The 11317-nt window shown below is 71.7% G+C and carries 11 protein-coding genes; 5 read left to right on the top strand and 6 right to left on the bottom strand.

Translation table 11 applies throughout. The features are described 5' to 3' along the window. Position 1: 1 nt before the first annotated feature. The 4 genes from ACIWVC_RS01780 (at position 2) to ACIWVC_RS01765 (ending at position 4555) form a co-directional block, all read left to right on the top strand. Entirely contained in the window at positions 2 to 835 is an 834-nt protein-coding gene (locus ACIWVC_RS01780) for an FHA domain-containing protein (RefSeq protein ID WP_396445938.1), read from the top strand. Beyond that, a complete protein-coding gene (locus ACIWVC_RS01775; RefSeq protein ID WP_396445937.1) occupies positions 832 to 2355 on the top strand; it encodes a hypothetical protein in 1524 nt (507 codons plus the stop codon). The genes ACIWVC_RS01780 and ACIWVC_RS01775 overlap by 4 nt, the downstream gene beginning before the upstream one ends. Next, the gene (locus tag ACIWVC_RS01770; RefSeq protein ID WP_396445935.1) at positions 2343 to 3194 is read left to right on the top strand and encodes a glutamate ABC transporter substrate-binding protein; all 852 of its coding nucleotides are present in this window, start codon (positions 2343 to 2345) and stop codon (positions 3192 to 3194) included. Before ACIWVC_RS01775 ends, ACIWVC_RS01770 begins: the two co-directional genes overlap by 13 nt. A 173-nt stretch (positions 3195 to 3367) precedes the next feature. Beyond that, positions 3368 to 4555: a hypothetical protein gene (locus ACIWVC_RS01765; protein ID WP_396445934.1), complete on the top strand. Its 1188-nt coding sequence runs from the start codon at positions 3368 to 3370 to the stop codon at positions 4553 to 4555. On the opposite strand, the gene ACIWVC_RS01760 is transcribed toward ACIWVC_RS01765, so the two are convergent. Continuing rightward, positions 4519 to 5106, bottom strand: a complete 588-nt coding sequence (locus tag ACIWVC_RS01760; RefSeq protein ID WP_396445933.1) for a hypothetical protein — start codon at positions 5104 to 5106, stop codon at positions 4519 to 4521. The genes ACIWVC_RS01765 and ACIWVC_RS01760 overlap by 37 nt on opposite strands. Positions 5107 to 5242: 136 nt before the next feature. Between ACIWVC_RS01760 and ACIWVC_RS01755 the strand changes: the two genes are divergently transcribed. Further along, the gene (locus ACIWVC_RS01755) at positions 5243 to 5761 is read left to right on the top strand and encodes a PH domain-containing protein (protein WP_396445932.1); all 519 of its coding nucleotides are present in this window, start codon (positions 5243 to 5245) and stop codon (positions 5759 to 5761) included. 16 nt (positions 5762 to 5777) lie between these two features. Here the strand turns inward: ACIWVC_RS01755 and ACIWVC_RS01750 are convergent, their stop codons facing one another. From ACIWVC_RS01750 to ACIWVC_RS01730, 5 genes are read right to left on the bottom strand one after another with little or no spacing between them, the layout of a single operon-like run. After that, complete coding sequence (locus ACIWVC_RS01750; RefSeq protein WP_396445930.1) at positions 5778 to 7190, bottom strand: NAD(P)/FAD-dependent oxidoreductase; 1413 nt, start codon at positions 7188 to 7190, stop codon at positions 5778 to 5780. Positions 7191 to 7216: 26 nt separating this feature from the next. Continuing rightward, entirely contained in the window at positions 7217 to 8044 is an 828-nt protein-coding gene (locus tag ACIWVC_RS01745) for an ABC transporter permease (protein ID WP_396445929.1), read from the bottom strand. Beyond that, entirely contained in the window at positions 8041 to 8901 is an 861-nt protein-coding gene (locus ACIWVC_RS01740; RefSeq protein ID WP_396445928.1) for an ABC transporter permease, read from the bottom strand. Before ACIWVC_RS01740 ends, ACIWVC_RS01745 begins: the two co-directional genes overlap by 4 nt. Beyond that, positions 8901 to 10145 carry a spermidine/putrescine ABC transporter substrate-binding protein gene (locus ACIWVC_RS01735; RefSeq protein ID WP_396445927.1) on the bottom strand — a complete coding sequence of 415 codons (1245 nt, stop codon included), beginning with the start codon at positions 10143 to 10145 and terminating at the stop codon, positions 8901 to 8903. The genes ACIWVC_RS01740 and ACIWVC_RS01735 overlap by 1 nt, the downstream gene beginning before the upstream one ends. Next, the gene (locus tag ACIWVC_RS01730; RefSeq protein ID WP_396445926.1) at positions 10142 to 11293 is read right to left on the bottom strand and encodes an ABC transporter ATP-binding protein; all 1152 of its coding nucleotides are present in this window, start codon (positions 11291 to 11293) and stop codon (positions 10142 to 10144) included. The genes ACIWVC_RS01735 and ACIWVC_RS01730 overlap by 4 nt, the downstream gene beginning before the upstream one ends. Between the last annotated feature and the right edge of the window lie 24 nt (positions 11294 to 11317).

Below are 11317 nucleotides of genomic sequence, written 5' to 3'. Positions count from 1 at the left end.
CATGGCGAGCTGCCCGAGCGGACACACCTCGCAGTCGGCGGACTACTGCGACGTCTGCGGCGAGCGCATCGGCGGCCCGCCTGCCGAAGGGGGCGGCGCGGCCGCGGCGCCGGCGCCCGCCGCCGGGACGCCGTGCCCGGACTGCGGCACGCCCGGCACCGACCGCTTCTGCGAGGCGTGCGGCTACGACTTCGCGACCGGCGGCGGCCTGCCCACGCCGCGGACCGCACCCGCGCAGGCCGCGCAGCCCGCGCAGGCCGGGCAGCCCGCACAGGCCGGGCGGCCGGCGCCGCCCGATCCGCCGCTCCGGGGGCCGTCCGACCCCCGGCCCGCGCCGCAACCCGACCCGCCGGTGCCGTCCCCGCCCGTCCCGCAGCCGCCAGTCCCGGCGCCTCCGGTGCCGTCCCCGCCCGTTCCCGGGGCGGTGTGGACGGCCGTGGTGACGGCGGACCGCGAGTACTTCGACTCGATCATGGCCGAGGAGGGGCCGGACTCGGCGGCGCTCTCCTTCCCGCCGTACGCGCCGGAGCGGCGAATCCCGCTCACCGGCCGGCAGGTCAGGATCGGGCGGCGCGGCTCGGCGCAGCCGTCCCCGCCCGAGATCGACCTGCGCGAGCCGCCCGAGGACCCCGGCGTCTCCCACGTCCACGCGGTGCTGCTGGCGAAGCCGGACGGCACCTGGACGCTGGTCGACCCCGGCTCCACCAACCGGACCTGCATGAACGGGTCCCTCGACCCCATTCCCTACAACGTGGAGGTTCCCGTCTCCGACGGCGACCGCATCCACGTGGGCGCCTGGACCACCATCACGCTCACCCGAGGCGAGGCGACATGACGGCCGTTCGGCAAGTTCCCCCGGCGGGGCGGTCCCCGGCCTCCGCGCCGCCGGCGCCGCCCGCGCCGCCGGCCCGGCGGGGGTCCGCCGGACGGCTCCGGCGAACGGACGGCGGCCCGCCCGCCGGCGCCGCGCGGCTGCTGCCCCGCACGGTCGCGGCCCGCGTCCGGACGCTGACCGCGCTGTCGCTCGTCCTGCTCCTGGCCGTGCTCGGCATCGGCTGGGCGGCGATCGCGGACGCCCGCGAGGGCGTGCGGGTCATCGGCCACGACGCGGGCCCGCAGGTCGTCGCGACCGGCGACCTCTACTTCCAGCTCAGCGACATGGACGCGCAGCTCGCCGACGCGCTGCTGATCGGGAACGCGCCGGGCGGCGGGCGCGAGCGGGCGCTCGCGCGCTACGACGACGACCGGCGCAGGGCCGGGGACGCGCTGCTGAAGGCCGCGAAGCTCGCCGACGAGACGACGGAGACCAACACCGCCCGGGACCTGCTGGACGCGCTCGCCCGCTACGAGCGGCTCGCCGGGCAGGCGCTGCTGCTCGACCGGCAGGAGCCGCACGCGTCCGGGCCGCCGTCGCAGAAGGTCATCGACCTCTACCGGCGGGCGACCGACCTGATGAAGCTCGACCTGCTGCCCAAGGCGTACAACCTGACCCTCGACAACGGGACCCTCGTCCGGCACACCTACGAGGACAAGCGGTCGGCGGTCCTGGCGGGCCGCACCTGGCTGCTCGCCGCCGGGCTGGCGCTGCTCGCGACCCTGGCCGGTCTCCAGCTGTACCTCGCCAGGCGCTTCCGCCGCCTGCTGAACGTGCCGCTCGCGCTGGCGACCCTCGGCACGCTCGCCCTTGCCGGGGCGGGCGCGCTCATGCTGTCCGGGCAGGCGGACCATCTGCGGAAGGCCAAGGAGGAGGGCTTCGACTCGATCCTGGCGCTCTCCCGCACGCGCGCCATCAGCAACAGCGCGAACGCCGACGAGACCCGCTTCCTGCTCGATCCCGGCCGGGCCGACGCCTACGAGCAGGTGTATCTGAGCAAGTCCCAGACCGTCCTGTACCTGAAGGCGGGCAACTTGACCCAGTACAACGACGCCGTGCAGAAGGGCCTGTCGTTCGAGCCCGGACGGGCGCCGTTCCTCGGGTTCCTCGGCACGGAGGCGAACCGGCCGGCGGAGTCGCCCGAGCAGAGGGCGCGTTTGAAGGACGGCATGGACCAGGCGCTGAGCGCCTACCAGAAGGTCCAGGCGAACGACCGGCGGATGAGGGACCTCGTGAAGGCCGGGCAGCGGGACCGGGCCGTCGCCGCGCGCGGCGCCGCCGCCGCGGACTTCACCCGGTACGACCGGTCCCTGCAGCGGCTGGCGCAGATCCACCAGAAGGCGTTCGACGAGGCCGTCGCGGACGGCGGCGGCGGGACGAGCGGCTGGTACGCCGTCCTGCCCGCCGCGGGCGCCGTGATCGCCCTGCTCGTGCTCGCCGGGGTGCGTCCGCGCCTCGCCGAGTACCGGTGGTCGAAGTGAGGGCGCGGCGCGTGCGGGCGGCCGTCGCCGCCGCGGTGGCCGTCCTCGGCGCGGGCGCGGCGTGCGGCATCGCCGGCGCCGAAGCCGGCTCCGTGGCCGGCAAGGACCGGCTCGTCATCGGCGTCAACGGCGACCAGCCGGGCGTCGGCGAACGCGGGGGCGGCGGCTACGCGGGCTTCGACATCGACATCGCCAGGGAGATCGCGAGGCGGCTCGGCGTCACCGGCCCGGACGTGGCGTTCAAGCGGGTGCGGTCCGCGACGCGCGAGGAGATGCTCCAGAACGGCGACGTCGACCTCGTGGTGGCGAGCTACTCCGTCACCCCGGAGCGCAAGGTGAAGGTCTCGTTCGCGGGCCCCTACTACGTCGCCCACCAGGACATCCTCGTCCGCGCGGCGGACGCCCGGAAGATCCTGAGCATCCACGACCTGGCCGGCCGGCGGCTCTGCAAGGTGCGCGGCTCGGTGTCGTTCCCGCGCATCCACGACGAGCAGGGCATCGCGGCGCTGCCGGTCGAGGAGGACGGCTACTCCGCCTGCCTCACCGATCTCGTCGAACGCAGGCTGGACGCGGTCTCCACCGACGACCTGATCCTCGCGGGCCTCGCCGCCAAGGCGTCCGGAAGCGGCCACAGGCTCCGCGTCGTGAACGCGCCCTTCACCGACGAGCCGTACGGCGTCGGCATCCGGAAGGGCGACGTGGACGGCTGCGAGGCGGTGAACAAGGCGATCACCGGCATGTACCAGGACGGTACCGTGCCGAAACTGCTCGGGAAGTGGTTCGGCGACACCGGGCTGAAGCTCACCACCACCGTCCCCCAGTTCGAGGGCTGCGTCTGAACGGCCGCCACGCACAGCGGGGAGCCGGTCACGCAATGACGCGAACGCGCCACTTGAGACCGGATGGTACGGAGATCAGTCGGTTGCGTAAGTTCCGGTCGGCGCGCGTGATCGTAAGTTATGGTCGCGATCAAAACCCGGTCCGGCAATAACCGTCAGGGATGAGGGGTGCCATGACGACGGTCATCCTGGTGGTGATGTGCGTCGTGGTGGGGGCGCTCGAACTCTACGCGGGCAAGCAGAGCCGCGACCAGGCCAACGCGTTCACCCGCCGGATCGACGAGCTGAACGACCAGGTCACCAAGCAGAACAACGTGCTGGTCACGGTCGGCGAGCAGCTCACCGCCGAGCTGTCGCGGGTGAAGCAGGACGTGCTGCCCGCGCTCGACAACCGGCTCCGGCAGAACACCGGGCAGGTCGAGGAGCTGGCGGGCCTCGTCCACCAGGCCGACGACTACCTGCGCACGCAGGCCGGCCGGCTGCGCGAGCTGGAGCAGCAGCGGATCACCCTGGCCGCGCTGCGCCGCAAGCTCGGCGAGGTCGAGACGTCGGTGCGGGCCGTCACCCGGGCGCACGGCGAGTCCGCCTCCGGGAAGGTCGACGCGGCCCTGGAGCGGCTCGCCGACCTGGAGCGCGGCGGCGCGGAGATGCTGGAGCTGCAGCGCACCCTCACCCGCACCCTGGAGGACGTCGAGGACGTCGTCGCCGAGCTGCTCCAGTTCACCGAGGGCGAGCTGGACGACACCGTCACCGCCGCGCTCACCGGCCGCCCCCGCGCCCACGGCGACGCCGTCACCGCCACCGGGCGGCTCTGGACCCGCGACGGCCAGATGGAGGACATCCTCTGCGACATGTACGAGCGGTGCGTGCGGGCGAGCCGGCTGAACGTCCGGTTCCGCACCGCGGAGGGGCCGGACGGCTCCGCGCCCGGCTCCCCCGAGCGGCGCCGCTACTTCCTCGGCGGGCACGCGTCGGAGGACCTCGCCGGGGTGTTCAGCGCGCTGCTCATCTCGACGGGCGCCGACCTGCCGTACAACGGCGTCCACGAGTCCAAGCGCGGGCTCGCGCGGGTGGAGCCGGGCGTCCCGCCGGGGGTCGAGCCGGTGCGGCCGCCGGAGGACGAGGCGGCCCTCAAGTCCCTGCTCCGGACGCTCTCGGAATGCTCCGGCGCCGTCGCGCAGATCGGGCCGCTCATGGCCGTCCGGACGCGGGACGAGCTGCTGTGCGCGGTGCTGACGGCCGCGCAGTCGCTGGAACTGGAGAGCGACGAGGTGTTCTGGGACCCGGCAGCCGCGACCGTCCGGCTGCGGCGGCTGCCGTCCCATCAGCTGTGGGACCTCACCGCCTGGGCGGGCGTGTAGGCGGGGAGGCCGTAGACGCGCACGGTGCGCTCCGCCGGGCCGCCGATGCGCACGTAGAGCGGGCAGGCGGCGGTGCGGGTGAGCGGGTCGACCTCGGCGCACAGCCCGATCCCGGCCGCGCGGTCGAGGAACACCGCGTTCTCCACCGCCCGCGCGCCGCGCACCGCGTACGGGACGGAGTCGGCGTCGCCGGTGTCGAACAGCTCCTCGAACGTCAGCCGGCGCGCGAACCGCATCAGCGCGGCCGCGTCCACGACCCGGCTGCCGATCGCCGCCGCGGGGCCCGCGACGACGATGCCGAAGCTCGGGTTCTCCCGGCCGCGGACGTAGATCTCCCGGTCCGGCTCCAGGCCGCGCCTGCGGTCGGGGATCTGCACGCCGAACCCGGCGTCGCCGTCCAGGTAGGCGGGCGGTCCGAAGCCGCCGGCCGCCGCGCCCGGCCGGACGCGCAGCGCGCCCGACGGCATCTCCCAGCCCGGCAGGTACACGCCGAGGCCGCGCAGCAGCAGCCGCCAGATGGGACGTCCCGTCACGTCCGGCGCGAACTCCATGGGTTCCATCATCCGGCGCGGCGGCTCCCGTCCACAAGATCCTTCCGGGAGCCAGAGCCCTTACCGCGCGGCCTCTGCGCGGCGGGCGGCGGGTCGGCTACCGTTGTAGCGACCGGATCATGACGAGGACGCCGCCGTGAATCTGCAGGACATGATGGTGCGCCGCGACAACTCGTCGCGCACCGTCGACAAGTACCTGATGGCCCACGAGGGGCATGTCATCGCGGTGCGCAAGCACCCCGCCGTCCTGCTGCTGCCCGTCGCGGTCGTCGTGGCCGGGCTGATCGCGTGCGCCGCGGTCAGCGCGGTGACCGGCGTCGCCTGGGTCTGGTGGCTGTGGCTGATCGCGATCGGCTACCTGGTCTGGAAGGTCGTCGCCTGGTCCGTGGAGTTCTTCCTGGTCACCGAGCACCGGGTGATGATCGTCAGCGGCGTGCTCAACCGGAACGTCGTGATGATGCCGCTGTCCAAGGTCACCGACATCACGCTGAACCGGTCCATGGCGGGGCGGATGCTCGGCTACGGCGAGTTCCGCACCGAGTCCGCCGGGCAGAAGCAGTGGCTGCAGAGCATCCCGTACATGCCGTACCCGGAGCAGCTCTACCTGGAGGTCTCCTCGGTCATCTTCGGCTCCACCGAGGCATCCCCCGACTGACCGGGCGTCCGGCCCCTCACGAGTCGAAGCCGAGGCCGAGGCGGTCGAGGGTGCGCAGCCAGAGGCCGCGGCGCCCCGCGTTGCGGTCCGCGCGGGCCATCCCGCGGCGGGTCAGCTCGATGACGCCGTAGCGGAGCGGCTCCGGCGGGAACGGGACGGGCTTGGTCCGCACCATCTTCAGCCGCGTGCGTTCGGTCTCCTCGCCGGGCGCGAGGCCCACGTGCAGGAGGTCGAGCATGACGTCCGCGCCGAAGCGGGTGGCTCCGACGCCGAGGCCGGTGTAGCCGGCCGCGTAGGCGAGCCTGCCGCCGTAGGCGGTCCCGAAGAAGGCGCAGAAGCGGCTGCAGGTGTCGATGACGCCGCCCCAGGCGTTGGTGAAGCGGACGTCTTCGAGCTGGGGGAACGTCTCGAAGAAGTGCCGGGCGAGGATCTCGAACGTGGCGGGGCGGTTCTCCAGCTCGCGCCGTATCCCGTTGCCGTAGTGGTAGACGGCGTCGTAGCCGCCCCACAGGATCCGGTCGTCGGCGGTGAGCCGGTAGTAGTGGAACTGGTTGGCGGTGTCGCCGATGCCCTGGCGGTTCCGCCAGCCGATGGCCTCGCGCCGGGCCGCGTCGAGCGGCTCCGTCATCAGCGCGTAGTCGTAGACGGGGACGACGAAGCTGCGCAGCCGCTTCACGAGCGGCGGGAACGCTCCGGTGCCGAGCGCGACCCTGCGCGCGGTGACCGCCGCCCCGTTGAGGGCGGTGAGGCGGAGGCCGCCGCCCTCGGCGCGCAGGCCCGTGACGGGGGTCTTCTCGTAGACGCCGACGCCGAGGGAGCGGCATGCGTCCGCGAGGCCCCAGGCGAGCTTCGCCGGGTGCACCATCGCAGTGGACTCGCGGTTCCACAGGCCGGCGAGGTAGGTCGGCGAGCGGACTTCGGCGCGGACGGCGTCCCGGTCGAGCAGGACGGGCTCCCACCCGAGCCCGGCCGCCGTCTCCGCCGCCTCCTCCAGCGCCGGGACCTGCCATTCCTCGGTGGCGACGTCCATCTCGCCGGTGAGCTCCCACTCGGCGTCGATCCCGTACTTCACGAGGGTGTCGCCGATGGCCCGCAGGTTGTCGCGGCCCAGGCGTTCGAGCACGGGCATGTCGTCCGGCCAGCGCCCCGCGCCGTTCTCCAGCCCGTGCGTGAGGCTGGCGGAGCAGAACCCGCCGTTGCGCCCGGACGCGGCCGCGCCGATCCGGCCGGCCTCCAGCACGACCACGTCCAGGGACGGGTCGCGCTCCTTGGCGAGCAGGGCCGTCCACAGGCCGCTGTAGCCGCCGCCGACGACGGCGAGGTCGCACGTCCGCGCGCCGTCCAGCGGGGGCGTCGCGGCCGGGCGGCCCTCGTCCCGGAGCCAGAACGGCGCCGGCTCCGCGTCCGCGAGCGCCTTCGCGATGTCCATCTCGTCCCCCCGTTCTCCAGGCGCGGTCAGCGGGAGGCGCGGATGCTGCGCCGCGCCGAGATGACGGCGATCAGGATGCCGACCGCGAAGATGAGCGTGCCCATCACGTTCACCTGCGGAGGCGTACCCGTCCGGGTGGAACCGTAGATCCACAGCGGGAACGTCACGGTGGCGCCGCTGGTGAAGTTGGTGATGATGAAGTCGTCGATGGACAGCACGAACGCCAGCAGCGCCCCGGCCAGCACACCGGGCATGATCATCGGCAGCGTGACCAGGCGGAACCGCGTCCACGGCCCGGCCCCGAGGTCCTGCGCGGCCTCCTCCACCGCCGGGTCCAGGCCGACGACGCGGGCCCGGACGGTCACCGCGACGAACGCGATGGAGAACATCACGTGCGCGACGAGGATCGTCAGGTAGCCGCGCGGCAGGTTGAACGTGACGAACATCGACAGCAGCGACGCGCCCATCACGATCTCCGGGCAGGAGATCGCCATGAACAGCACCAGGTTCGTCGAGCCCTTGCCGCGGAACCGGTAGCGGCCGAGCGCGAGGCCCGCGAACGTCCCGAGGACCGTGGTGATCAGCGTGCTGAGCAGCGCGATCGTCAGCGAGTTCACGACCGCGGTGGTCAGGTCGCTCTTGTCGAACAGGTGCCTGTACCACTTGAGCGTGAAGCCCTGCCATTCGAAGTTCTGCTTGCTGCGGGTGTCGTTGAACCCGAACAGGATCATGATCGCGATGGGCAGGATCAGCCAGGCGATCAGCACGAGCGTGTAGACGTGCAGGCCGGAGACCCGGCGGCGCGGCCGGGCGGGGCCCCGCTTCGCCGGGGTCTCGGTGGTGAGCGTCGTCATCGTCCCGCCGCCTCCAGAACGTCCTGCGTGCCGAGGGTGCGCGCGTAGGCGAAGATCCCGACGAGCAGGATCGCCATCAGCGAGAACGACAGCGCCGACGCCATCGGGTAGGCGCTGTTGTTGAAGTACTCGGTCTGGATCACGTTGCCGATCATGGTGTTCTGCGGGCCGCCGAGGACCTCGGCGTTGACGTAGTCCGACGACACCGGCACGAACGTCATGATCACGCCGGCGAAGACGCCGGGCAGCGACAGCGGCAGGATCACCCGCGTGAACGCCTGCACCCGGCTCGCGTACAGGTCGTAGGCCGCCTCGACCACCCGGGGGTCGATCCGCTCCAGCGCGACGTAGATCGGCAGCACCATGAACGGCAGGAAGTTGTAGGTGAGCCCGGACACGACCGCCACGCCGGTGTCGAGGATGTGGAAGTCGTTCGGGAGGATCGTGCCGCGCAGCGGCCCGAGGATCGGGCCGTTGTCGGTCAGCACCAGCTTCCACGCCACCGTCCGCAGGATGAACGAGACGAAGTACGGAAGCAGGATCAGGAACAGGTACGTCGACTTGTGCCGCCCGCCGCGGAACGCGATCCAGTACGCGGCCGGGTAGGCGATCGCGATGCACAGGACCGTCGACAGGAACCCGTACCACAGCGACCGGACGAACTTGTCGCCGTAGGTGTCGATCCCGTCGAGGTAGTTCTGCCAGTGGAACGTCTGCCGGAACCCGTCGATGAGGTTCCCCGTCTGCAGCGACAGGGACACCATCAGGACCATGGGGATGAGGAAGAACGCCGCCATCCACAGCCCGCTCGGCAGGATCATGAGGTACGGCGTGAGCCGCCCCCGTCCTCGCGCCATCACGACCCCTTGGCGATGGGCTCGAAGATCTTCTGGTACTCCTGCTCCTCGGCCTGGGTGAGCCGCCGGTAGTGCCGCAGCCGGGCCAGGTCGGCCTCGGACGGGAAGATGAGCGGGCTGGTGGCCAGCCGCGTCAGGTCCTTCTTCTCGTCGCCGGTGGCCTGCGCCGCCTTCTGCTTGAGGATCTCCTGCGTGGACGGGATCGGCGGCATGTAGTTGATGAACTCGGTCAGCGGGACGTTGTTCTCCGGGACGTACAGCCAGTCCATCAGGGTCAGCGCGTCCACCGGGTTCTCGGCGGTCTTCGGGATGCACATGTTGTCGGTCCAGATCGTGCCGCCCTCCTTGGGCACCACGAACTTCACGTCCGGGCTGGTGAGGCTGTAGACGTCACCCGACCAGGCCATCGTCAGCCACACGTCGCCCTTGCTGACGGCGTCCACGTAGTCCTGGCTGTAGTACTTGCGGACGATGCCCTTGTCGCGCTGCTCGCGGAGCTTCGCGGCGGCCTTCTCCCAGTCGGCCTTCGTCGACTTCTCCGGGTCGATGCCGAGCAGGAACATCCCGAAGTTGCCGAGCTCCTGGGAGTCGCCCATCATGCCGACCTTGCCCTTGTACTTCGCGTCGAAGAGCTGGGCGATGCTGGTGATCTCCTCGTCCACGTACTTGGTGTTGTAGGCGATGCCGGTGACGCCCGACTCGTAGGGGATCGTGTGCGCGTTGCCGGGGTCGTAGGACGGGTTCTTGAACGACTCCCCCGCGTTCTTCTGGAAGTTCGGCAGTTTCGAGAGGTCGAGCGGGGCCAGGTAGCCGAGCTGGCGGCACTGCTCCAGCTGGATGCCGTTCGTCATGATCATCAGGTCGAACCCGATGGACTGGCCCGCCGACAGCGGCGCCTGGATCTTGCCGAACCACGGGCCCATCTCCTGGATGACCTCCTTGTAGGTCACCTTGATGCCCGTCTCCTTCTCGAACGCCTTGATGGTCTCCCGGTCGTCCTGCATGTAGCCGGGCCAGTTCGCCCAGTTGAGCCTGCCGTTCTTGACCTTGCCCGCCCAGTACTTCTGCACGTCGGTCTGGCTGACCTTCTCCTTGCCGCCCTGGCCCTGCACGCCGCAGGCGGACAGCGCGAGCCCGGCGCCGGCCGCGCCCATCATCCGGAGGACGTCCCGGCGGGCGAAGGTGGAACGCGCCATGCGCGGCCGCGTGAGTCCGCGCAGGAAAGCGGGGTCGATGTTGCTCACTGGGGGGCTCCTATGGCGTAAGAGTGACGCGGTTCCCACGACAGCCAGACGGTGTCGCCGCGGGTGGCGATATCGTCGGCGGACGTGGCGTTCTGCAGGAACACGACGACGTCGGCCCCGGCGGAAGTGGTGATGTTGTAGTTCGTCGCCGTCCCGAGGTACACGACCTCGGTCACGGTGCCGCGGACGCCGCACAGCTCGTCCGCCGGCTTGTCCAGGCCGATGCCGATCTTCTCCGGGCGGACGGTCAGCTCCAGCCGCTCCCCAGCAGCGACCTTCAGCCCGTCGCGGATCGGGACCTCGATCCGCCCGTCCGGCCCGTAGGAGATCACCGCGGTGCCCCGGCCGACCTCGGCGATCTCGCCGCCCAGCAGGTTGGACGTCCCGATGAACCCGGCCACGAACCGGGACGCGGGATGCTCGTAGATCTCCCGCGGCGTGCCGAGCTGCTCGATCCGCCCGTCGTTCATGACCGCGATGCGGTCCGACATCGTCAGCGCCTCGCTCTGGTCGTGCGTCACGTACACGAACGTGATGCCGACCTCGCGCTGGATGCGCTTCAGCTCGACCTGCATCGCCTGCCGGAGCTTCAGGTCGAGCGCGCCGAGCGGCTCGTCCAGCAGCAGGGCGCGCGGCCGGTTCACCAGCGCGCGGGCCAGCGCGACCCGCTGCTGCTGGCCGCCGGACAGCTCGGCGGGACGGCGCCTCTCCCGTCCCGCCAGGTCGACGATGCCCAGCATGCCCCCGACCCGCTCGGCGATCTCGGCCTTCGGAACGCCGCGCCGGCGCAGGCCGAACGCGACGTTCTCGAAGACGCTCATGTGCGGGAACAGCGCGTACGACTGGAACACCATGTTCACGTCGCGCCGGTTCGGGGGCACGCCGGTGACGTCCTGCCCGAGGAGTCGGACCTTGCCCGCCGTCGGCTCCTCGAAGCCGGCGATCATGCGCATGGTCGTCGTCTTGCCGCAGCCGGACGGACCGAGCAGCGAGAAGAACTCGCCCTGCGCGATCTCCAGATCGATGCCGCGGACCGCGGCCACGGTCTCGCCATGGGCGTGGTAGTCCTTCTCCACTCCCGTGAGCTCGATGGCGGGGACTACGCGACCCGGGTCGTCGCGCGCCGGGGCCTGCTGGGTCTCGGTCATGGCCGGTCTTCCTTCACGGGCTCG

The organism is Actinomadura sp. (assembly GCF_044508335.1).
Taxonomy (GTDB): domain Bacteria; phylum Actinomycetota; class Actinomycetes; order Streptosporangiales; family Streptosporangiaceae; genus Spirillospora.
This window is presented reverse-complemented; position numbering and strand designations above follow the sequence as displayed.